General features: G+C 36.9%; 27 protein-coding genes. 9 read left to right on the top strand and 18 right to left on the bottom strand.

Annotated features, from left to right (window positions below; all coding sequences use genetic code 11):
• Positions 1–72 precede the first annotated feature (72 nt).
• The 7 genes from EL165_RS16395 to EL165_RS16425 all read left to right on the top strand — a co-directional run bounded on the left by EL165_RS16395 (position 73) and on the right by EL165_RS16425 (position 5150).
• Positions 73–432: a hypothetical protein gene (locus EL165_RS16395; RefSeq protein WP_002982190.1), complete on the top strand. Its 360-nt coding sequence runs from the start codon at positions 73–75 to the stop codon at positions 430–432.
• A 70-nt stretch (positions 433–502) separates the two neighbouring features.
• Positions 503–787, top strand: coding sequence for a hypothetical protein (locus EL165_RS16400; protein ID WP_126358662.1), 285 nt, complete (start codon positions 503–505; stop codon positions 785–787).
• Positions 788–1322: 535 nt separating this feature from the next.
• The gene (locus tag EL165_RS16410; RefSeq protein WP_002982193.1) at positions 1323–1532 is read left to right on the top strand and encodes a hypothetical protein; all 210 of its coding nucleotides are present in this window, start codon (positions 1323–1325) and stop codon (positions 1530–1532) included.
• Positions 1533–1720: 188 nt separating this feature from the next.
• Positions 1721–1849 (top strand): hypothetical protein, encoded by a 129-nt coding sequence (locus EL165_RS26505; RefSeq protein WP_283205414.1) that lies wholly within the window; start codon positions 1721–1723, stop codon positions 1847–1849.
• Between the two features lie 83 nt (positions 1850–1932).
• Entirely contained in the window at positions 1933–2754 is an 822-nt protein-coding gene (locus tag EL165_RS16415; protein ID WP_002982195.1) for a helix-turn-helix domain-containing protein, read from the top strand.
• 166 nt (positions 2755–2920) lie between these two features.
• Positions 2921–4156 carry a multidrug effflux MFS transporter gene (locus EL165_RS16420; RefSeq protein WP_002982197.1) on the top strand — a complete coding sequence of 412 codons (1236 nt, stop codon included), beginning with the start codon at positions 2921–2923 and terminating at the stop codon, positions 4154–4156.
• Between the two features lie 85 nt (positions 4157–4241).
• The gene (locus EL165_RS16425) at positions 4242–5150 is read left to right on the top strand and encodes a DUF6268 family outer membrane beta-barrel protein (RefSeq protein ID WP_002982198.1); all 909 of its coding nucleotides are present in this window, start codon (positions 4242–4244) and stop codon (positions 5148–5150) included.
• 56 nt (positions 5151–5206) lie between these two features.
• Here EL165_RS16425 and EL165_RS16430 read toward each other — a convergent pair whose 3' ends face one another.
• The 7 genes from EL165_RS16430 to pepT all read right to left on the bottom strand — a co-directional run bounded on the left by EL165_RS16430 (position 5207) and on the right by pepT (position 11507).
• Positions 5207–5941, bottom strand: coding sequence for a LytR/AlgR family response regulator transcription factor (locus tag EL165_RS16430; protein WP_002982200.1), 735 nt, complete (start codon positions 5939–5941; stop codon positions 5207–5209).
• Positions 5931–6992: a sensor histidine kinase gene (locus EL165_RS16435; RefSeq protein WP_002982201.1), complete on the bottom strand. Its 1062-nt coding sequence runs from the start codon at positions 6990–6992 to the stop codon at positions 5931–5933. Before EL165_RS16435 ends, EL165_RS16430 begins: the two co-directional genes overlap by 11 nt.
• Before the next feature lie 79 nt (positions 6993–7071).
• The gene (locus EL165_RS16440; RefSeq protein WP_041461960.1) at positions 7072–7665 is read right to left on the bottom strand and encodes a porin family protein; all 594 of its coding nucleotides are present in this window, start codon (positions 7663–7665) and stop codon (positions 7072–7074) included.
• A gap of 152 nt (positions 7666–7817) precedes the next feature.
• Positions 7818–8060, bottom strand: a complete 243-nt coding sequence (locus EL165_RS16445) for a hypothetical protein (RefSeq protein ID WP_126358663.1) — start codon at positions 8058–8060, stop codon at positions 7818–7820.
• A 163-nt stretch (positions 8061–8223) separates the two neighbouring features.
• Positions 8224–9531, bottom strand: coding sequence for a hypothetical protein (locus EL165_RS16450; protein WP_002982206.1), 1308 nt, complete (start codon positions 9529–9531; stop codon positions 8224–8226).
• Positions 9532–9687: 156 nt separating this feature from the next.
• Positions 9688–10254, bottom strand: a complete 567-nt coding sequence (locus tag EL165_RS16455; protein ID WP_002982207.1) for an energy transducer TonB — start codon at positions 10252–10254, stop codon at positions 9688–9690.
• Positions 10255–10259: 5 nt separating this feature from the next.
• The gene (gene pepT, locus EL165_RS16460; protein WP_002982208.1) at positions 10260–11507 is read right to left on the bottom strand and encodes a peptidase T; all 1248 of its coding nucleotides are present in this window, start codon (positions 11505–11507) and stop codon (positions 10260–10262) included.
• A gap of 186 nt (positions 11508–11693) precedes the next feature.
• Between pepT and EL165_RS16465 the strand changes: the two genes are divergently transcribed.
• Entirely contained in the window at positions 11694–12542 is an 849-nt protein-coding gene (locus EL165_RS16465) for a hydroxymethylglutaryl-CoA lyase (RefSeq protein WP_002982209.1), read from the top strand.
• Between the two features lie 206 nt (positions 12543–12748).
• Positions 12749–13585 carry a sulfurtransferase gene (locus EL165_RS16470; RefSeq protein WP_002982212.1) on the top strand — a complete coding sequence of 279 codons (837 nt, stop codon included), beginning with the start codon at positions 12749–12751 and terminating at the stop codon, positions 13583–13585.
• Positions 13586–13640: 55 nt separating this feature from the next.
• On the opposite strand, the gene EL165_RS16475 is transcribed toward EL165_RS16470, so the two are convergent.
• From EL165_RS16475 to EL165_RS16525, 11 genes are all read right to left on the bottom strand, one after another.
• A complete protein-coding gene (locus EL165_RS16475; RefSeq protein ID WP_002982214.1) occupies positions 13641–13967 on the bottom strand; it encodes an SUF system Fe-S cluster assembly protein in 327 nt (108 codons plus the stop codon).
• A gap of 3 nt (positions 13968–13970) precedes the next feature.
• Positions 13971–14672 (bottom strand): 3'-5' exonuclease, encoded by a 702-nt coding sequence (locus EL165_RS16480; RefSeq protein ID WP_002982218.1) that lies wholly within the window; start codon positions 14670–14672, stop codon positions 13971–13973.
• An 18-nt stretch (positions 14673–14690) separates the two neighbouring features.
• A complete protein-coding gene (locus tag EL165_RS16485) occupies positions 14691–15038 on the bottom strand; it encodes a tRNA-binding protein (protein ID WP_002982221.1) in 348 nt (115 codons plus the stop codon).
• Positions 15035–15544 (bottom strand): hypothetical protein, encoded by a 510-nt coding sequence (locus EL165_RS16490; RefSeq protein ID WP_002982224.1) that lies wholly within the window; start codon positions 15542–15544, stop codon positions 15035–15037. Before EL165_RS16490 ends, EL165_RS16485 begins: the two co-directional genes overlap by 4 nt.
• A 125-nt stretch (positions 15545–15669) precedes the next feature.
• Entirely contained in the window at positions 15670–16680 is a 1011-nt protein-coding gene (locus tag EL165_RS16495; RefSeq protein ID WP_002982228.1) for a trypsin-like serine peptidase, read from the bottom strand.
• 72 nt (positions 16681–16752) lie between these two features.
• A complete protein-coding gene (locus EL165_RS16500) occupies positions 16753–17595 on the bottom strand; it encodes a caspase family protein (RefSeq protein ID WP_002982230.1) in 843 nt (280 codons plus the stop codon).
• A gap of 270 nt (positions 17596–17865) precedes the next feature.
• Positions 17866–18510: a response regulator transcription factor gene (locus tag EL165_RS16505; protein WP_002982232.1), complete on the bottom strand. Its 645-nt coding sequence runs from the start codon at positions 18508–18510 to the stop codon at positions 17866–17868.
• Positions 18507–19277, bottom strand: coding sequence for a sensor histidine kinase (locus EL165_RS16510; RefSeq protein ID WP_002982235.1), 771 nt, complete (start codon positions 19275–19277; stop codon positions 18507–18509). Before EL165_RS16510 ends, EL165_RS16505 begins: the two co-directional genes overlap by 4 nt.
• 13 nt (positions 19278–19290) lie before the next feature.
• Entirely contained in the window at positions 19291–19935 is a 645-nt protein-coding gene (locus EL165_RS16515; protein WP_002982238.1) for a hypothetical protein, read from the bottom strand.
• A 12-nt stretch (positions 19936–19947) separates the two neighbouring features.
• Positions 19948–20493: a hypothetical protein gene (locus tag EL165_RS16520; protein ID WP_002982241.1), complete on the bottom strand. Its 546-nt coding sequence runs from the start codon at positions 20491–20493 to the stop codon at positions 19948–19950.
• A 220-nt stretch (positions 20494–20713) separates the two neighbouring features.
• The gene (locus tag EL165_RS16525; protein ID WP_002982244.1) at positions 20714–21061 is read right to left on the bottom strand and encodes a winged helix-turn-helix transcriptional regulator; all 348 of its coding nucleotides are present in this window, start codon (positions 21059–21061) and stop codon (positions 20714–20716) included.
• Positions 21062–21140: the final 79 nt, after the last annotated feature.

Below are 21140 nucleotides of genomic sequence, written 5' to 3' on the forward strand. Positions count from 1 at the left end.
TATTATTTTTTAGGAAACTTCAACAAAATATGGTATAAAGCTAACAAACTTCCAACTAAATAAATAGAACATATGAATTTTGAAAAAGGGAAAATTTATTTTTTTAATGATACTACTTCATTAAATTTAAAAGACTTAAAATCTTTTTTAGATGATAAAGGCTTTAATTTGGGATTTCTTAATTTTCCTGAGGACTATTCAATAAAAGTTGATTCATTTTATGAAAGATTGGAAAATAATACAATTATTAATTTAGGAAATGAAATAGAAAATATTATTAAGGAAAAGCTTCTGTTAGAAGATGCCGATTACTCTGAAAAAATGTTCCTTACACTATATTATTTATTGAAAGAAAAGAATATAGTTATTGTCAATACAGCAGGGATGTCGTTTGAATCAATAGATTATTTAAAAAAATATTTCCATATATAGTATCTTATTTAAATAAGGTATTAATAATATATAGTAATAATTAGCCCTCCTGTTACCAAAATCTGCGACTTTGAGTTGCTGCAAAAAAGGCACGGTAAGCTCAACAAGTAGATATACAGCGACATTGTGGGAGAAAACAGGAGAAACAGCAGCTTCGAGACTTATAAATAGAACTAATAATGTAATTGGGTCTTTTGTTTCTAATGCTTCAACTGGTTATGTAGGAACAAAAAATGTGCCTGATATTTTTAGACAAGGGTATAATTCTTCTACAAGATGGATATACAATAGAAAACTTCATAAACATCAAAAAGTAACTTTAAATGTTGGAATGCCAGTTCAGTTGGAACTATAATCAGAGAATAAGATGAAAAATAACAATAATTTTTTCTTGTGGATTTTATGGATAATAGGTATTCTACTTATTGGAGGCTTTTTTTCACTAATAATAATACTTTTTTTAAAGTATTTTCCACTAGGAGAAAAGAGGAATATGGATTTATTTTTAATTGCATTAGCAATCGTATCTGTTTATTATGTTGTAAAATGGATAATAAAAAAAATAAAGAGATAATCCGTTCCGCATAGTCTCCTGACTTTGAGTTGTAAATAAAATAAACGCTAATTGTAGAATGGTTAGCGTTTATTGTAAAAACGATGTATCTTATGGGAAAGAACGGGAGAAACTGTCGCATCTAGAACATTAAACCGTTTAACCAACGGTATAAGTGCTTCTGTTTCAAATGGAATTACAGGTTATGCTGAAACTAAAAATGTACCAGACTATTTTAAGAATTGGTATATTTCATCAACAAAATATATATATAACAAAAAGTTACAACGGCATCAAAAAACAACACTAAATGTTGGACCAGTAATAAGGATAGAATATGAAAAATAAATATAATATAGTTTTAATATGGATATCTATTGCAATCGCACTTTTGGTTATAGCATTTATTATAGTATATCTATTTAAACTATATATTGAATATTTTCCACTAGGAGAAAAGAGGAATATGGATTTATTTTTAATTGCATTAGCAATTGTATCTGTTTATTATATAGTAAAATGGATAATAAAAAAAATAAAGAGATAATCCGTTCCGCATAGTCCCTGACTTTGAGTTGTAAATAAACGCTAATTGTTGAATGGTTAGCGTTTATTGTAAAAACGATGTATCTTAGTATGATGCCTAATTATCTGCAAAACACTGTATAAAATTGAAGTTGTGTGAACAATTATAGAAGCAAAAGAAGAACAATTTATTGGTTTAATCCAGATTAATTGAGCTCAAGCAACTATATTAGCGAGCAGTTGGTAGAAAAAGAAGAAGGAAACTTTATGGTGGCCAGAGGATCTAATCAATTGGTAGCTTTGACAGCACAAGGATGGGATGCTTTCCTGAACCAATAATCAAAAAATTATATTTAATTTTAGATATTGTAAGAAAACCGCAGCACTTTTTTTGCTGTGGTTTTTGTTTATAGTTTAAAGTAATGAGTATACCAGAAAAAGAAATACCGGTTCACCATCTGACTTCTGAAAAGTTTCAGATGAGCACCCTGAGTGCAGCAGGTCCTGAAAATTTCCATGATGTACACCGGCATAATTTTTTTGAAATTATCTGGTTCAGGGAAGTCTTTGAAAGCAGTCGTTTGGAACTGGATTTTGAAAGCTACAGACTTGAAAACAATCAAATCTGTATCATTGCACCAGGACAGGCCTTCAATATGAAACTGGCAGGCGAGGAAGGATATGCAATGGCAATAAGCAGGGAAATTTTCAACGAAGCATGTGATATAGAGTCAGTACTCAACGGAGGAGAACTACCCTTTCTTTTGAATCCAAAAAATGAAAAGACCTGCATTACCATTATCTCTCTGATGGAACAGGAATATAAAACCACAGCAAGGACAGAACTTTTGAAGGCTTACCTGAAAGCATTATGTATCATCATCGGGGAACAGATCATTCCTCAGGAGCCTCTACAAAATGACCGTCAGCGTATTCAGGAACTGGTGGGACTTATTGAGCGGAATTATATAGCCCATAAAGAAACAGATTTCTATGCAGACCAGCTCAAAATAAGCAGCCACCATCTTAATGATATTGTACGTCTTTTGAGGGGGACAACGGTAAAAAAGATGATTTCCCAGCGTCTCATTCTGGAAGCCAAAAGAGAGCTTAGCTTTGGAGCGCTTACAGTGAAGGAAATTGCTTTTAAACTAGGTTTTAACGATGCTTCATATTTTTCAAGATTTTTCAAGAAACATACCGGCCAGACACCAGATTGTTTTAAGAATAATGAAAAAAGATAATCTTCAGTATTTACTATAATAAATGTTTCAAACTGATATTTTCCGTTTGTTGGTCTACTTAAATCTTCATTTTGTCCTATACTTCCTTCAGTTCTTTTATTGAAAAGCACGGCTTTTTACAGCAACTTTGCAGCTGAAAAATGCCTGTGAAGGCTTACTGTTATTTATGAAGAAGAATTTGAATATTGTAGTGTTTATTCTTGCACTGCTCAACACACTGGAGTCTCTAAGTATAGATCTTTATCTTCCTGCTTTTCCCAATATGGCGAAGATTTTTAATACCGATATCGGACATATCCAGATATCCATTTCTGTATTCTTTGCCGGATTTGCTTTCGGACAGCTGTTATGGGGACCTTTATCTGATAAGAAAGGACGTAAGCCTGTCCTGTACTCTGGACTTTTACTTTTTATTACAGGAGCCACGGCCATCTATTTTACCTCAGATATTTATGTATTATGGGGCATGCGCTTTTTGCAGGCGTTTGGAGGCAGTGCCGGAATTGTTGTAGGAAGGGCGATCATTATTGATCTGTATGATAAGCACAAAGCAGTCACTATCTTTTCCCAGCAGTCGCAGATCAGCGGTATCGCTCCTATTGTTGCGCCGTTACTGGGGAGTGTATTCCTTAAATTCTGGGGTTGGAACAGTTCTTTTGCTTTTTTATGCATTATGGGGCTTATAACCTTTTTTATGGTGTATAAATATGTACCCGAAACCAATACCCGAATCAATCTTCCCGATGATGAAGCAACGGATGAAAAAAAGTTAAAAGATCAGCTGAAAATGATTATTTCCAACAGAGATTTTATCAGCAGTACCATGGTAGGAAGTATTGCTTTTGCTTCTCTGATCATTTATATCTCAAATGCTCCGTTTCTATTCATGGAAATTCATGGTTTCTCAAGCAGTGTATTCAGCTTTATATTTGCCTTTAATTCACTGGCTTTGATTACTGCAGCTTATATTACACCTAAACTGATTAAAAGAATAAGCAATTCAACGCTTTTATTTGTAGCTACAGTTATTTTACTGGTGGTATGTACGCTTCATATCCTGATTGCGGCAAAAAATTTATCCGTAGCACTGGAAATTGCTATGCTTTATCTGTCATTGCTTGCTATTGGTATTTTGTTTCCGATTACATCAGCTCATGCACTATCTCCGTTTAAAGAAGGAAGAGGAACGGCCGCTGCACTACTGGGATTTATGCAGCTTATGGTTACATTTTTAATGTCAGCATTGCTGGGCTTTTTAGAAGCAGATTCTATAATCCCGATGGTGGTAACCCGTTCTGCAATGGCATTGATCGCAGTGTGGTTTGGATATCGTATTTTTAAGACCCAGAAAAAGGAAAGCGTACATACACAATCTTCCACAGAAACTAATCCTGCTATTTGATCCTGTTGTCACACAATCCGGACACTTAATCAAGTAATTTTTGTAAAAAATAGTCAAAGGGTTCTCTTTGCATAAAATTTAAAATATGAAAAGAACCCTTTCGGCAGCTCTATGCTGTATATTGCCATTAGGATGTTGGGTGAATGCACAGTCCGGGCTCTCCGCAGAGCTTAAAACCGAGTATATTCCGGCATCGAATTATATCCGTCCTGAAGACAGTACAAAAACCAACTCTAAAAGTGATTTTAAAAGAGTAGATCTAAATCTCAGCATTCCGCTGTCTGTAAAAAAAGATACCGATGGCAAAGTAAGAGCATGGTCTATGCTGTTGAGCGGATCTTACGCAAAGATGGCGCACAAAAATTACGAAACTCGGCTTTTTCCGGATGAGATGCTGAATGCACAGGTCGGAATACAGCATATGAGACCTTTGGGCAAAAAGTGGAGCATGATGATGACAGCGTCTGTGGGAGTATATACAGACCTTGAAAAGGTAGACTTTGACGATGTGCTGGGGCAGGGAGGTATTTTGTTTATCAGGCATTTTAATCCTAATCTTTCCCTGGGCGCCGGGCCGGTACTTACCACAGCTTTCGGTGTTCCTATGATTTTACCGTGGATTTATTTTGACTGGAAAACAAACGGGAAAATTAAATTCAATATCAATTTCCCGGAAGGAATGGAAGCCGGATATCTTTTCTCTGATAAATTTGCCTTAAAAGCCGTTGTAGAACTGAACGGAATGACAGCAGAGAGAAATATAAACGGAAAATCGATGTTGCTGGGTTATCAGCAGATCACCGCCGGGCTCAGACCGGAATTAAAAATCAATGACAAGCTCACATTACGTCTTACGGGAGGAACGGCGATATTGAGGAGCTTTAGTGAAAATGATCGGAAAATCAGCAGCATTTTCAGAGATAAAAAAATAGCTGATCCAAGATTTTCCAGTACATTTTACGCAGCAGTATCATTACGCTGGAATCTGCCATAAAAAAAGGGGAAGGAGTAATATTTTTTTACTGCCTTCCCTTTAATATTATCAATTTTCTATTTACTGATCAGTTTTTTATACACCACCTGATTAAGTAATTCTTCCTTTCGGTTACGCGAAATAGGTAATTCAGTTTTATTGATAAAAAGACGCCCGCCGGAGATCATATCAATATGGGTAATATTGATGAGGTATGATTTATGAATCCTGAAAAAATGATCCGAAGGAAGTGATTCTTCAATCGCTTTCATCGTCTGGTGAATGACCAGTGATTTATCTTTAAAATGAAGCTTGGTATAATTCTGCATGCTTTCAATATACAGAATATCAACCCATGAAACTTTAATGAAAGTATCAGACTGCCTTACATAGAGAAAGGGATCATCCAGGGAAGTGTTCTTTTTTAATTTTTCATTGATGATAAACTGCTGCTGAGCCTTATTTACCGCCTGATAAAACCGGTTGAAGGCAATAGGTTTTAAAAGATAATCTACCACTTGCAGCCGAAATCCTTCCAAAGCATATTCGGAATAAGCCGTGGTAAGAATACATAAAGGAGGATTTTCAAGCTGCTCCAGAAACTCCAGGCCGGTAAGATAGGGCATATTGATATCCAGGAAAAGAAGGTCTGTTTCGCTTTCCTTTACCTTTGCGTCAGCTTCCAGTGCTGTTGCGCAGGTTCCTTCAACGGATAAAAAATCAATCTGATCAGCCAGTTCTTTAAGATGAAATCTTGCCAGAGGCTCATCATCAATAATAAGACATTTCATTTTAGGAATATTAAAGCTCATAACTGTCAGATAGTGTTAGTATTAATGTTATTCTAAAGACGTGATTATCCGATTGTATACTCAGATCATGGGAGTCCGGATATTGTAATTTCAACCGTTTTTTTACATTTTGAAGACCAATTCCGCCGGTTCCATCCTTTTTTTTATAGGTTGCCATATCCGAATATGAATTTTCGACATAAAAATAAAGACTGTGATTCTTTTCTTTACAGGAGATTTTCACATAACCTTTATGCCCGGGAAGCCTGCAAACATATTTAAATGCATTTTCTACAAAAGGAACCAAAAGTAACGGAGCAATAGAAGCTTTTCTGTTATTGATTTGCCATTGTGCTTTTACATCCAGTTCGTTTCCCCACCTTAGTTTTTCTACCTCAACAAGATTTTGGAGATACTCAATCTCTTTATCCAAAGGAACCAGTGGCTGATTGCAATGATACAGCTGATATCGCAGAATGTCTGAAAATTTCAACAATAAAAAATCAGCAAGTTGTATATCCGTTTTCATCAGAATATGAATATGATTCATAATATTGAACACGACATGTGGATTAATCTGATCCTGTAAAAGCTTAAGCTGGTTTTCCAGATGAGCCTGCTGAAGGAGAATATGATCACGCTCTATTCTTCCATGTTCATTATAAAATTTTATACCGCATGCTGCTCCGTTGATGAGGAATGAGGCAGGCAGAGACATATAAAAGCCCTTCCAAAGAAAAGGCAGCTGATCTCTGAAGCTTTCCGGAAGCTGATCTTTGGGTTCCACTTCAAGATACGTGAATATAACGGAGAAAACCAGGCTAAGCATGAAAATAACCATTACCAGCTGTACAAGGAACAGTTTCATTTTCTTTTCCCGAAGAGCTTTCGGGAGTAATCTATTGGTTAAAAAATGAGTAAATGTAAATGAGAATGCTGCAATAATCGCAGCCTGCGTCATTGCAAGATATTTTTCTGTTGTACTCTGGAAATTAAACCATAATACAATGGCCAGTACAAGCCAGAAAATAAAGGTAAATATGTATTCTTTTAAAACAAAAGATTTTGTCATGGAACAGGAAATAGGTTGATAAAAAAAATTAGAAACTGCAGGGAAAACAGTTTCTAATGGTAAAGATAATTTAAGTTTTTCAGAACAGGAAATAACCTATCCCAAGGGAAAAACTGTGGGGTTTGGACTTAAATTCTTTACTAATGCTTGTAAGACCGGTCTCATATCTCAGATCTATCGTGAAGTTCTTATAATCTACTCCTATACCTCCCGTAATTCCGATATTGGATTTGTCAAACTTTTTAAAGCCCTCCTGAAGAGCCTGAGAAGCAGATAATTTATTATTAAAGGCGTAGCTGTAGACTCCGCCGGCGAAAGCTCTTACATTAAAATCTTCGGTTTTAATAAATTTGTATCCTACTACCACAGGAATATCAATAGCGTTCCAGGAAAGTTTGGAAGAGCCTCCGTCTTGAGACTGGAACGATGTTTTTCTTTTGTTGAACAGAGCTTCTCCCTGCACATACAGTTTTCCGAGATCCACTCTTGTCATTACTCCTGCCTGATAACCGAATCCATATTTCCCTTCCAGAGAAGATTCCGTGGAGATTTTTGTAAAGTTTGCCCCTCCCTTTACCCCAATGTGAAAAGCCGGGGTCTGTTGTGCCTTAGTTTCCACACCGCCAAAAATGCATAATAACAATGCACTTAAAGCGAAAAATTGCTGCTTCATAATTTTATTATTGTTAAAAATCTGTTGCAAAACAACAATTATGATGGATGGGATGAAATTTTATTTGATGAACGGCAGGGATACTTTGACAAGGACCTGTTTCCCAATGAAAAAATAAACCGAAAGCAGTGACGCTTCCGGTTTTCTGTTCATTAATAAGGTTGTTCTTCACAAATGGAAGGTGGAATGCATCCGCCAGTGCCTCCACCGCCAGGATTTCCGCCTCCACCCACAGCGATGCATTGTCCGGGTGTCCCGTCTTCATACATTTCACAGGCTTTTCCCCAGGCACATTCACAGTCACTCTGGCAGTTATAGGAATCTCCGCCCATATGGCATTCATTTCCTCCGCTGCCAAGAATGGCAGATAAGTCTTTTCTCAAAAGTTTTTTCATTGTTTTCATGATAATTTGGTATTAAATGTTATTGTTTAAAATTGTACTTCCTTGTAAATATAATAAAAATGACTTAATGTGCTGTAAATGAATTTTATGTGGAGCTTTAATAAAGAAAAGCCACTGCAAAAGTGGCTTGTTATAATCAATGGAATACGTTGTCTTAGAAGCTGAACTCCTTCTGATAGAGCAGACGTTCTTTTTTGAAAAGAGGAATAGTTCCTTCATATCGTAATGGAGCGATTCCAAAACCATAGAACATATCTGCTTGTATTTTACCTTTTACAGTAATCACTCCTTTTCTTGAAGGAATAAGTGTTAATCCTAAAGAGGAAAGGGCAGAAGCTCTTCCTTTCAATCCTGAATTAGCAATAGGAATGGTAAGGAACATGAGTCCTACAGCTCCTTTTGCTTCTAAACCAGCTTCAGCAGATAAATTTCCTTCTGTGCTTGTAATAGCAGGCTCAGATTTTTTCTGAAGGTTGATATTAATTTCCGGAGTTTTGCTTACCAAAAAGTTGGCATTTCCTTCAAGATCCAAAAGCTGGGCCTGTACTTTTCCTGTAGCCTGTACTCCCAGGAAAGGGCCTGCAGATAGGGTAGGGCTTAAGATCAGTCCTGTAGGGCCTAAGACAATAGGAACAATAGGAATATTCAGGTAGTCGGTGGTGCTGGCTGTATAGCCCAGGCTTCCTACAATGGTTGCGGAGCTCTGAAGCTTGATGTCATCCATGATGAGGTTAACATAGAAATTGGACAAATGCCCCCATGAGAATGTAATGTTATAATCAATCTTTGGAGTAAATCCTCCCTGTACGTTAACACTGGATGTTCCTGCCGAAGATAAAGGAAACGAAAAGGTTTTATTAAAATTATAACGGTTGAAAGTAATTAGTTTCTGATTTTGAAGATTTTCAGCTTCAATAGAAAGTATTCTCTGATTGATTTGTTCAGAAACCATGCCTTCTACAGGAACATAATTAACCATTTTTCCATCAATATTAACGGGAGCTTTTCCTGATGGATCATACACTCCGCTCAGTGTTCCGCTGTAGATAAATTCTTCAAGCTTGGCACTGGAAGTCTGTACTGTGAATTGGTTATTCAGTTTTGAAACAGAATTTACCTTCGAAAGAATGGTGCTCACCTGATCACCTTCAACCTTAGTTCCTACAATAACAGTTCCTACCGAAATACTGTCCGTTTGAGGAGTCATACGGCTAAACGTAATTTTTCCATCAGTATGGGTAGAAATTGCATTGACTGATTCATCATTCAGAATAATAACATTCTTCTGTAAAGTCAGATTGCCCAAAGTTTTCATTTGAACAGACTCTGCAGGTTTTTCAGCAGGGAGATCAGCAGGATCATCCTGAGAACAAGACGTTAAAAGAAACAAACAGAAAATAGATAAAAAAAAAGTAAAGTAAAAATTTCTGTTGATTTTGAAGGGGTTGGATTTCATTTTCATATACAGTGATTTTAAGTTTTAATCAAAATTAGGTGAATTATTTAAAACTTACAAAAGAATTATATTAAATTAATATCAACAACATAATGATCTTTAATTATATTTTTATTATATGAAAAATAAAAACCCACTGTCATAACAGCGGGTTTTAGTATATTATTTTTTAAAATTTAATGTTAAAGGGACTGAAACATTGGAAGAGACTGGTTTTCCTTTGTCTTCTGCCGGTTTCCATTTGCCTTTATCTTTAATCCTGTAAAAAGCAGCTTCAATAAATGCATTTACATCTTCATTATTGCCTTTTACTTTAGGGTTAAGGGCATTTCCTTTGGAGTCTACCACAAAACTGATTGTAGCTTTATAAGAATCCGACGAAAAGTTGAGAAAGTCAAGATCTACGGCTTCATATAAAAGCTTTTGAAAACCTGCCTTACCTTTATCATATTCAGCTTCTTTAGAGACTTTTGTTTTTACAGGAGGGTCGGCAGCAATCATTTTCTGATCCTCAAGAGAAGCTTTCTCCAAAGCCGTCTTATATGCTGTTATTTTATCCTCTGTCAGAAGCCATTCTTTCTTTGTTCTTAAATCATTAGGCTTAGGATATTTATTATACAGAGCCGTTTTCTTTCTTTCATAGCGTGAGTCTGCCCTCTGAAATTCAGAAACCTGGGCACTGCTGAAAATAAAAGCGAAAATGAATGCTGATGCTAAGACCTTTTTCATGATTATTAAGCTTTTACAATATTAATAATGACTTCAGTTGCTTTTTCCATACTTTCCAAAGCTACATACTCATAAGGTCCGTGGAAGTTGATTCCTCCTGCAAAGATATTCGGGCATGGAAGTCCCATATAAGAAAGCTGTGCACCGTCTGTACCACCTCTGATCGCTTTGATCTTAGGTTCAATACCGGCTTCAGTCATTGCTTTTGCTGCAAGGTCTACAATGTGCATTTTGCCTTCAAACTGCTGCTTCATGTTTCTGTACTGCTCTTTGATTTCCACTTCAGCAGTTCCTTCACCGTGCTTTTGATTGAATTCAGCTACTTTTTCTTCCATGAATTTCTTTCTGGCCTCAAATTTATCTGCATCATGATCACGGATGATGTATTGTAGTTTGGCCTCAGAAATATCCGCCGTAATATCCATTAAGTGATAGAACCCATCAAAACCTTTTGTAGTGGCTGGAGTTTCGTTAGCAGGAAGCATTTGAGCAAATTCAGCGGCTAAAAGAGCTGCGTTGATCATTTTTCCGTAAGCATAACCCGGGTGAACACTTAATCCATGGATTTTTACCACCGCTCCGGCAGCATTAAAGTTCTCATATTCAAGTTCTCCGACTTCTCCTCCATCCATCGTATAAGCCCATTCTGCGCCAAATTTGGCAACATCGAATTTATGCGCTCCTCTTCCAATCTCCTCATCCGGAGTAAATCCTACAGCAATTCTTCCATGTTTGATTTCAGGGTGTGCAATAAGATATTCGGCCGCTGTTACAATTTCTGCACAGCCTGCTTTATCATCAGCACCAAGAAGCGTATTTCCGTCAGTAGTAATTAACGTCTGGCCGATATATTTTTTTAAACTTTCAAATCTTGAAGGAGATAATGTGAATACTGTTGCCTGATTCAAAAGAAGATCATTTCCGTCATAGTTCGTCCAAACCTGAGGTCTTACATTTTCTCCGCTGAAGTCCGGTGAAGTATCATAGTGTGAAATAAATCCGATGGTAGGTCTGTCATCATTTTCCAGGTTAGAAGGAATATAGCCCATAATATAACCGTTGCCGTCTATAGAAACGTCTTCCAGACCAATAGTCTTCAGTTCTTCAGTAATATAATTGGCAATATCCCACTGGCGTTCAGTAGAAGGTGTTGTTTCACTTTCTGCATCGCTGGTTGAATATATTTTTACATAGCTAAGAAAACGGTTCAGTAATTTTTCTTTCCACAACGGGTTGAATTCTATTGTACTCATCAGATATCAAAATTTTAACAAAGTTAGCAAATTTGATGCTGAGAATACATTATTTGCGATTTAATATCAGTTATCGAAATTATTAATCACATATAAAACTTTGAAAATCAAAATAGTGCTAGCTTTGTATGTACAGTATACCAAATAGTTTAGTTTTATTATATTTGAGAAAATCAAAAAGTAACAATGTTTCTTACCGAATGTCCTAGAGATGCTATGCAGGGATGGGGAGAATTTATCCCTACTGATAAAAAAATTGATTATATCAACTCCTTGATGGATGTTGGTTTTGATGTATTGGATTGTCTGAGTTTTGTTTCTCCAAAAGCAATTCCGCAGATGGCAGATTCCAATGAGGTAGCGGAGAATATCGATAAGTCCCGTTCCAAAACGAAAGTTTCTGCAATCATCGGTAATTACAGAGGCGCTGAAAAAGCATTGAAACATCAGTCTGTAGATATTCTGGGCTTTCCGTTTTCTATTTCTGAAACTTTTCAGCACAGAAATACCAATAAAAGCCAGGAGGAAGCTTTTGATGAGATCATTAAAATGCTTGATCTGGTAAAGAGTGAAGGAAAACAGCTTAACATTTATTTCTCGATGGCTTTCGGAAACCCATATGGTGAAATGTGGAAATGGGAAGATGTTGACCAATGGGCTCAGCGGTTCTCAGATATCGGAGTGAAAGATATTTTACTGTCAGATACTACAGGCGTCGCAACTCCGGAAACGATTGCACTTTTATTTGAAAAAATACCTTCAAAATATCCTGAAATTAATTTCGGAGGACATTTTCATAACCGCTATGAAGATTCCTATTCCAAATTGAAAGCAGCTTATGATAAAGGCTGCAGAAGATTTGACAGTGCCATCAAAGGAATCGGAGGATGTCCAATGGCTAAGGATGATCTTGTGGGAAATATGCCTACAGAGCAGGTTATCAATTTTATGAGCGTGGAAAAAGTAGAACATAAACTGAATCTGCTGAATTTTGAAAGCTCTTATAACAAGGCGAAGGATATTTTTCATTTTTAAGAAGAATAAATTATAAATTTCGCCTAATTAACAACTTACATGGATCTTTGATGTCCATAGCTAAATTTGTCATTCCGTAGGAATCAAGACTATTTTTTTAATAATGAATTGAGATTCCTACGGAATGACAAAATACTGCTGAACGACTTGTTTAATAATGGATTGTACCCGAATTAAATTTAAAATTTAACCTGAAAATCAACAAAATGTCTCCAATAATCTCTTCATACGAGCTAAAAAATATTCCGGCGGAAAATCTTATCATTCTTGACGCAAGAACCGGAAAAGATGCAAAGCAAAACTACCTTGATAAACACATTAAGGGAGCCCGGTTCATAGATCTGGACAGAGATCTGGCAGAGATTGGAGAAAATGCTGCTTTTGGAGGCAGGCATCCGCTTCCTTCTGTAGAAAAGTTTGCAGAGACACTTTCAGATCTTGGGATTTCAGAGGATGCTCATATTGTTGTGTATGATGATAAAAATGCTTCGAATGCAGCGGCACGTGCCTGGTGGATGGTAAAGTCTTTTGGAATTAAAAATGTGCAGGTTCTTGATGGCGGAATGCAGGCAGCAGAAAAATCAGGTTTGGAATTTGCTTCTGGAGAGGAGGTTTTTGGTAAAGCTTCTTTAATTAAAAAAGATCATTGGAGTCTTCCGGTTTCCAGTCTGGAAATTGTTGAAAATGAATTGAAAAACAATTCTTCTACAGTTATTGATGTAAGGGATGCTTACCGGTATAAAGGAGAATCTGAACCCATTGATCTGGTTGCAGGACACATTCCTGGAGCAATCAATATTCCTTTTTCTGAGAACCTTGATGAGAACGGAAATTTTCTGAGTCCGGAAGTTTTAAAAGAAAAATACAGCCAATTATTAAAAGATAAACCTGAACACCTTATTATTCACTGCGGATCAGGTGTTACAGCCTGCCATACAATTTTAGCGTTGGACTATGCAGGATTTCCGGTTCCGGATCTGTATGTGGGTTCATGGAGTGAATGGAGCAGGAGAGAAGGAAAGGAAATAGCAAAAGATATCTAAAAAAACAAAAACCCCGAAAAATAATTCTTTCGGGGTTTTATATTGTTAAGGGTGATTAAAGCATTCCCAGCTCAAACTTTGCCTCTTCACTCATCATATCCTTATTCCAGCTCGGTTCGAAAGTAAGCTCTAAATCTACACTTTTTACATGCTCTACTTCAGACACTTTATCCTTTACCTCCTGTGGAAGCGTCTCTGCAACAGGGCAGTTGGGAGTAGTAAGTGTCATGATAATTTTTACATCAGCATCATCGGAGATCTGGACATCATAAATAAGTCCTAATTCGTAAATATCTACCGGAATTTCGGGGTCATATACGGTTTTCAGCACACCAATGATTTCCTCACCAATGTCAGCAATTTGATCGTCTGTAAATTTCATTTTTTAATCTAGATTGATATTCCTTTTCAACAAATCTTCCTGACGCATGCGCCGGAAAATATTTGCCAAAGTTAAGACATCTTTTTCACAATAGTCAACAATTCTCTGCAAGTCTTTCTCTATGTAGTAAATTGATGAAACCATTGAGCCGTCTATATCATCTTTCGGAGTAGGAATTCCAAAGACATGAGCCAGCAGTTCAAGCGATACAAAGCTCTTGTAATCCCCGAACTTCCAGAGTTCCATAGTATCTATATGCGGAATTTCCCAGGGCTTTTTCCCAAACATCTGAAACGGAGCCGGAGGCTGCATTCCATTAATGAGGTATCGTCTGGCAATCCATGGAAAATCAAATTCTTTTCCGTTATGAGCACAGAGAATCACATTATAAAGTCTTGGACTGTTGAAGATTTCTCCAAATTCCTGGAGCATTTTCTTTTCATCATGTCCGGAAAAGCTTTTTATTTTTAACGTTTCATTTTTTTCGACCATTCCGATGGTGATGCAGATGATTTTTCCAAACTCGGCCATAATGCCGGCCCTGTCATAAAATTCTTCTGCAGTGACATCTTCCTTTCTCTGGAATTTTGTTTTTTTATCCCACAGATATTGCTCTGTTTCGGATAAGTCGTTCCAGGATCCTGCCTGTGGAACTGTTTCGATATCAAGAAATAAGACTCTTTCTAAAGGTATATTCTGTATCATGTGTGTTTTTATTTGAGATTATCCTACCTGCATTCCGTTTTTTGTAGGTAATGAAGGGGTTAAAAGAGTGACGTCTTTTTTGTCTTCCCCATATAATCCTAACACAAGACATTCACTGAAGAAGTTGGCAATCTGTTTCTTGGGGAAATTAACCACTGCTAAAATCTGTTTACCGATCAATTCATCTTTTGTGTAAAGAGAAGTAATCTGAGCAGAAGATTTTCTGATTCCTAAATCTCCGAAATCAATCTCCAGCTGATAAGATGGGTTTCTTGCTTTTTCAAAATCATTCACTGAGATGATGGTTCCGCATCTGATGTCTATTTTTTCAAAATCTGCCCAGGTGATGTCTGGTTTTACTGTCATGGCAATTCGTTAATTAAATGTTCAACTTCTGTTTTCTGTTCTGCATATTTTTGCTGTAATACTGAACCTTCGCCCATTCTTCTGTAGTATTCCAGGGCTTTTCCCCCAAAGAATTTTTTATGGAAATCTGAAACCTCAGGAATCTGTGGAAAAACTTTGTGAAAAAGCATTTCATAATACGCCTGAAATTCTCTTTCATTTTTGTCTTCGATCACCTGTCCGGGCGCTTTCTGTCTTACATGAAGCATTTCGTGGGCAACCATATTCAACACAAGGTTCAGATCAAAATCAAATAAATTTCGTGGGATCATCACTGTTTGAGGACCTCCCATATCGCCTTCTGCCGTAAGAAGCATTGAGGTGGGAGAAAGCTCTTCCCTGAAGCCAAATCCCGCAAAGTTTTCATGTTCCAGATTAAAAGAATGGATCAGGTATTTTGCTGCATCCAGAATCTGATTATGTTCTTTGTAAGCCTCAAGGTGTAAGTTGATCTGTTCGAAATTCATCTGAAGTATGTTTTAAACAAATGTATTAAAATATTGAGAATACTGGCTAAATCAGTCCGATATTTTAATCTGCATAAAAAAGTCCACCCCAAAGGGCGGACTTTGATTTAAACTAAAAAATTAAATTAAGGATGTTCATTTCTTGCTCTGATGACCAGATTGACTAAATCTGAGCCGCCACTTGCAAAATTATCACTTGGATTATGCGCGCTTTGAGTTGCTACGGCATACGGAGAGCCGTCCCAATATCCCCAGAAAGGGCCTCCGCTTTGTCCAGGCCATATATCTGCTTTATGGCTCATGCTTTCGTTGTCATCAGCACTCCAGAAATCTCCATCAAGGGCTATACCTGTCTGATAGGTAGGTCTTTGGGTTCCGGTAAGGTCTCCCGGATATCCGGCATGAGTCCAGTAAGCTCCTCCATCCCACGAGTCGGAATAGGATTTTGAGCCTAACCAGCCTGTGCTGTTTCCGATAGGTCTGTCCAATACAATTACCACATAATCATATTGTATTTCTGTAGAGTCAATAGAAGGTCCTGCAACTTTATACTTGTAATACGTCAAGGTACCCCAGGCAGTTCCGTAAGGAGCGCTTCCGTTGTAATACATCGGAGTGAATTTCAGCCATCCCGTTGTATTATTAGGCTGCCAGTCTACAATATGAGAGCAGGTAAGGAGGTGTCTTGGCCCGATCATTACTCCACTTCCAGAACCCAGAGAACTTTCTACTCTGCCGACACATCTCCATGGATAGGCTGTAGAATTGTATACTTTTCTCTGATCAACTCCAAAAATGGTTCTTGCATTCTCCGGAGTAAGGAAAGAATCTCTGTCGATAAATTTAGGTTTACGGTCTCTTTTCGGTTCCAGTTTTGGGCTGTACTCAAAATCAGCATGGGTAGGATAGAAATGATCGGTTTCCAGTGCCCGGTTTTCAGCTGTTTTTTCGTCCATAGGTATTCCTATAGTTTTCATTCCTTTAGGAAAGGTTCTTCCGTTAATCGTTTCCATGGCAGGAGCCTGGCTGAATAATTTCTGAATAACTTCAGGTTTTTCAGTTGATTTTGCTTTAACCGTTCTGAGTCTTGACACTTCTTCAGTGGTCATCGGGTTGTTGTTTTCAATTTTTGACATGATTATTATTTTTAATCTGGTATATTCCTACTCTTTTATGGCTTTTCGGATTCCGCCGGTAATGGTTATTGGTTAAGTGAATATTTTTTGTGAAAATTCTGCAGTCATGCTTTCTGTCTGGTTGATCTGGGCTGCTCCCATAGCTGCCAATGCAATGGCAACCTGTTTATCAAGTGTTTTTCGGACTATATTTCCATTGGTAGCACGCAATATTTTACAGAAATGATAGGTAAAATAACCCCGTATCTGCCCACTGATATTTCCTTCCATGGATACCTGATTGTCTTTTGCTGCAGCCCATAATGTATGATTCATTCCTGTAACCGGAACAAGTGCTTTGGTAAGAACGGTTGATTTTTTTGCATTTTTAGTTCCGATTTCACTGGCATAGGTCAGGTAAAATTCATCCTCAAGCATTGGAGGAATATAACGGGCAGTTTCATTGAGAAGATCAGCTTCCAGACTCAGATCCATTTTTCTGGTTCCGGTTCCTGAGTAACAGCAGTCGAAGATCACTTCCATATTCACTCCAGCCTTTAATTTATCAAGAACCGCTTTAAAATCATCATCACGAATGACACCGGCATTGGCATAATCGTGTGGGCAAATAGCTTCGTCCAAACCATCCAGTTCAAGATCCGATCCGATATTGGCCACTCTGGTTCCATGTCCTGAATAATAAAAAACAAGAGAATCTCCTTTCACGCTTGTGCTGATCATGGATTTCAGATAGTTCAATATATTCGCTCTTGTGGCATTCTGATTGGTCAGGATTTTGATCTTTGCAGGACTAAAACCACAGATTACCAATGTATTGGCCATGTCTCTTGCGTCATTTACACAGCCGTTAAGATCCGGACCTCCGTATCCGATAGGCGCATAATCATTAATACCTACGATAAGTGCTTTTTTCATTGTATTAGTTTTAAAAAATATTCCCTACTCTGTTCCGGCTTTTCGGGTGCTGCCTTTTTGTGTTTTTTTCTATGACAAAATTCTATCATTCCGCATGACGAAAACAGAGGAGAAAACCGTCTTTTGAAAAAGGAAAAACACCTTTTTATTTGTATATTAGGGTGTTATAAATAGAATTCGGCGGCTTGAAAAGCCGCCGAATTGATAAACAGAATGTAAAGATGTTTATTTTTTCAGGTAATAATTAAGGTTAGAAATTGAGGTGTTAAGTCAGCACAGATCATGTTTCAGGGCAAAAAGTACCAGGCCCGCTCTGTTTTTTATATCCAGTTTTACAAAAACCGAATCTCTGTAGCCGTCAATGGTTTTAGGACTGAGGCACATTTTGTCTGCTATTTCCTTATAAGTGAGCTCACTGCAGGCCCATTTGATAAATTCTTTCTCTCTGTCTCTCAGCTCTGAAAGTAAGGATGCGTTTTTTGCTTCTTCTGTTTTTACTTTCAACAGCTTTTGGGCCACAAAATCAGTGTAAAAACTGCCTTTCTCAAATACCGTTTCAATGGCCTGGAAAAGGATAGAAGGCTGCATGTCTTTCAGCAGATAGCCTTTAGCACCTGCCTTCAGCATTTTAATCAATATTCTTTCATCATCATCCATAGTCAGGGCAATGACTTTAATATCAGGATAATGTTCCGTAAGCCATTCTGTGGTTTCTATACCGTTTTTATAAGGCATATTGACATCCATCAGGACTACGGCAGGCAGTTCAGAAGCTCTTTCCACGCCTGCAATAAATTCTTCTCCGTTGGGATGATTCATAATGACCCTGTATTGAGTATTCTCTGTGATCATATTTTCCAAAGCCTTGGAGATTAAAGTATGATCATCAACGATCGCTATGGGAATAGTTTTCATAATAAATTTTTGTGATAGGTTATCAGAGTTTGTGTTCCTTTATTCACTTGTGATTGTATAGACAGTTCGGCATGAATCAGTTTGGCTCTCAATTCCATGTTTTTTAATCCCGAGCCGTCCTGAATGACGCTTGTATTAAAGCCTTTTCCGTTATCAGAAATACTGATATGTAATTTTTCACAGTCATCTTCCAGTTGGATGGAAACGTTTTTGGCTTTGGAGTGTTTCAGAATATTGTTGATGCTTTCCTGGATAATCCTGAAAAGAATAAGACCATGTTTAGGCGAAATATCAATATCCTGTTTTTGGGTGATGAATTCGATTTTTAATAATTTCAGTTTTTGGATTCTCTGGACTTCTCTTTCAATGGATTCTGCCAGCCCAAAATGAATGATCTGTTCAGTGATTAATGTTTTGGAAAGATTTCTTATATCCTGTATGCATTCTCCCAATAATTCATTGAGTTCAATCAGATCTTCTTTTTCTGAGTTTTTTAATTTGGTAATCAATTGGTTATGACGTAATCGGACTACCGAAAGTTTCTGTCCCAGATCATCATGCAGCTCCTGCCCGATATAATTCAGGGTTTGCTCTTTCATTTCCACCTGTGAAGTGGCCAGCTCCTTTTCAAACCGTAAATCTTTTTCTTTCTGTTCAATCAATAGGCTTGTTTTTTTCCTGATAAAAACCGCATAGATGAAGACCATTGTTAAAACAATGATGAATAAAGTAATCGTAAAGATGATGACCAGATTATTCTCTTCCATATCGGCAAAGCATTTATCTTATTCTTTCCTGTTTGTTCCAGATTAAACCCAGTATGAGTATGCTGTTACTGATCAGATTCAACATAAATAAGATGAAGAAATAAATTGTCTCCGAAACAGTAGTTCTGAAAAAAAGTATCGGAATGCTTCCGATAAAAAGGATCAGTAAAGCCACTGATATCCAGAATGGTAAATAATTCTTGATTTCCAGTATCTTATCAGAATTAAAGGTTTGGTACAGGAACAAAATAATTGAAAATAGCAACAGAAGAATATCTGCATACAGCATATTGAAAGAGAAATGATGAAGCAGGTCTTTTTCTGTATAAAACATCACGACAATATTGAGGACAAAAAGAGCCAGGATGATAGCCTGTATATTTTTGAGCAGCGGAACATACAATAATTGGTAATAGTAAAATAAGTATAGAAAAAATACAATCATTAAAAAACCAATTACATAGAAGATGTCCGTAGGCAGATTTGTCAGCTTGAAATAGAAGTAACAGGAGATATCAATCAGGGAAAACAACAGATATCCTATGATGAAAAATAAATTTTCCTTTCCGGTTTTTCTATATTTTATGACCATCAGAATCATCACTACAATGGATATGGCCATCGATATCTGTTTCCCTGTTTCAATATTCCAGTTCATAATGCTATGTTTTTAAGGCATTGTTTCTGATAACGTTTTTGGTGGGGGTGCCAGATTGGTCATGTTCATAGACTCTATTGAAGTAACGTCTGTGTTTTCTTCGGTGGTGGCTGATCTGGCCATGGCCTTCTCTCTTTCTCTTTTTTGGGCAGTAGGTACTAAAAATATAGTTTGGTAACCTGCATATTCAGGTTTTGCCATTCTGTTTTTAGGATGATTCATCGGGTATTTTCCCATATAAATTCTGATTCCCGGATTTTTTAATTTTTGTTTTCTGGCGTTTTCTTTTACATATTTAATATAGCCTTCCATATCTTCAAGCGAAAACCAGTACCATCGGGAATCAGGTTCTCCGTTTCTGTACTTCATGAGAATTTCATGATTGGTTCTGGTGTATTCATCAAAAAGAACGCGCCCTTCACGGTAGCTGATCAGTTTCTTTTTATAACTGTTACTTACAGGTTCTTTAGGAGGTTCATTGCAGCTTAGCAAGCAGAAACTAAGAATAAATGCTGTGCAGAGCGTACTTAAAATCTTAGTAAAAAAGGAAATTTTCATTTTTATGGTTTTTAATTTTATGGAACAAAATTAGCGAACGGCACAACTATAAAAAAGGGTGAAAACACTGTTTTTATCCTATACTAAATTTACGACTTTTTGATATTCAGATGAATATGAATTTCTGTGTTTGTTTGTTCTTTTAGTTAAAAATATCCAATGATATTCCTTTATATATAAAATTAAAACCATGATGATCATTCATGGTTTTGAAGGGATTTTAATTTTTTATTCTCTCTTTTTCAATCTGATTTTCACCCCAAAGCCGCAGATAATCAATAAAAGGAATGAGCTCTGCACCGGTTTCCGTTAAAGAATATTCTACCTTCGGAGGAACTTCATGATAAACTTCCCTATGGATAAGTCTGTCATCTTCCAGCTCTCTCAAAGTCTGGGTAAGCATTTTTGGGGTAATATCGGAAAGAGTTTTACGAAGTTCGCCATAACGCATAATCGTATTCAGATGGAGATACCATAAAATACGACCTTTGTACTTTCCTCCAATCCGTTTAAAAGCGTAGTCAACAGGACAGGATGGCTCATTGGTGACTTTTTTTATTTTTAACATTTTTTCAAAGATTTGATAATCAGCATTAGTATATTTTTAGTACGTAGATTACAAAAAAGTACATACTTGCTGCAAAGAT

The organism is Chryseobacterium gleum, from assembly GCF_900636535.1.
Lineage (GTDB): Bacteria > Bacteroidota > Bacteroidia > Flavobacteriales > Weeksellaceae > Chryseobacterium > Chryseobacterium gleum.

Excerpts from the sequence above, each read along its gene's own strand:
- EL165_RS16410 (WP_002982193.1), top strand. The coding sequence starts at position 1,323 with ATGAAAAATAAATATAATATAGTTTTAATATGGATATCTATTGCAATC.
- EL165_RS16455 (WP_002982207.1), bottom strand. The coding sequence starts at position 10,254 with ATGAAAAAGGTCTTAGCATCAGCATTCATTTTCGCTTTTATTTTCAGC.
- EL165_RS16470 (WP_002982212.1), top strand. The coding sequence starts at position 12,749 with ATGTCTCCAATAATCTCTTCATACGAGCTAAAAAATATTCCGGCGGAA.
- EL165_RS16515 (WP_002982238.1), bottom strand. The coding sequence starts at position 19,935 with ATGAACTGGAATATTGAAACAGGGAAACAGATATCGATGGCCATATCC.
- EL165_RS16415 (WP_002982195.1), top strand. The coding sequence starts at position 1,933 with ATGAGTATACCAGAAAAAGAAATACCGGTTCACCATCTGACTTCTGAA.
- EL165_RS16435 (WP_002982201.1), bottom strand. The coding sequence starts at position 6,992 with ATGACAAAATCTTTTGTTTTAAAAGAATACATATTTACCTTTATTTTC.
- EL165_RS16510 (WP_002982235.1), bottom strand. The coding sequence starts at position 19,277 with ATGGAAGAGAATAATCTGGTCATCATCTTTACGATTACTTTATTCATC.
- EL165_RS16485 (WP_002982221.1), bottom strand. The coding sequence starts at position 15,038 with ATGACAGTAAAACCAGACATCACCTGGGCAGATTTTGAAAAAATAGAC.
- EL165_RS16395 (WP_002982190.1), top strand. The coding sequence starts at position 73 with ATGAATTTTGAAAAAGGGAAAATTTATTTTTTTAATGATACTACTTCA.
- EL165_RS16465 (WP_002982209.1), top strand. The coding sequence starts at position 11,694 with ATGTTTCTTACCGAATGTCCTAGAGATGCTATGCAGGGATGGGGAGAA.
- EL165_RS16495 (WP_002982228.1), bottom strand. The coding sequence starts at position 16,680 with ATGTCAAAAATTGAAAACAACAACCCGATGACCACTGAAGAAGTGTCA.
- EL165_RS16420 (WP_002982197.1), top strand. The coding sequence starts at position 2,921 with ATGAAGAAGAATTTGAATATTGTAGTGTTTATTCTTGCACTGCTCAAC.
- EL165_RS16490 (WP_002982224.1), bottom strand. The coding sequence starts at position 15,544 with ATGAATTTCGAACAGATCAACTTACACCTTGAGGCTTACAAAGAACAT.
- EL165_RS16425 (WP_002982198.1), top strand. The coding sequence starts at position 4,242 with ATGAAAAGAACCCTTTCGGCAGCTCTATGCTGTATATTGCCATTAGGA.
- EL165_RS16445 (WP_126358663.1), bottom strand. The coding sequence starts at position 8,060 with ATGAAAAAACTTTTGAGAAAAGACTTATCTGCCATTCTTGGCAGCGGA.
- EL165_RS16480 (WP_002982218.1), bottom strand. The coding sequence starts at position 14,672 with ATGATACAGAATATACCTTTAGAAAGAGTCTTATTTCTTGATATCGAA.
- EL165_RS16520 (WP_002982241.1), bottom strand. The coding sequence starts at position 20,493 with ATGAAAATTTCCTTTTTTACTAAGATTTTAAGTACGCTCTGCACAGCA.
- EL165_RS16450 (WP_002982206.1), bottom strand. The coding sequence starts at position 9,531 with ATGAAAATGAAATCCAACCCCTTCAAAATCAACAGAAATTTTTACTTT.
- EL165_RS16500 (WP_002982230.1), bottom strand. The coding sequence starts at position 17,595 with ATGAAAAAAGCACTTATCGTAGGTATTAATGATTATGCGCCTATCGGA.
- EL165_RS16525 (WP_002982244.1), bottom strand. The coding sequence starts at position 21,061 with ATGTTAAAAATAAAAAAAGTCACCAATGAGCCATCCTGTCCTGTTGAC.
- pepT (WP_002982208.1), bottom strand. The coding sequence starts at position 11,507 with ATGAGTACAATAGAATTCAACCCGTTGTGGAAAGAAAAATTACTGAAC.
- EL165_RS16440 (WP_041461960.1), bottom strand. The coding sequence starts at position 7,665 with ATGAAGCAGCAATTTTTCGCTTTAAGTGCATTGTTATTATGCATTTTT.
- EL165_RS16475 (WP_002982214.1), bottom strand. The coding sequence starts at position 13,967 with ATGAAATTTACAGACGATCAAATTGCTGACATTGGTGAGGAAATCATT.
- EL165_RS16430 (WP_002982200.1), bottom strand. The coding sequence starts at position 5,941 with ATGAGCTTTAATATTCCTAAAATGAAATGTCTTATTATTGATGATGAG.
- EL165_RS16505 (WP_002982232.1), bottom strand. The coding sequence starts at position 18,510 with ATGAAAACTATTCCCATAGCGATCGTTGATGATCATACTTTAATCTCC.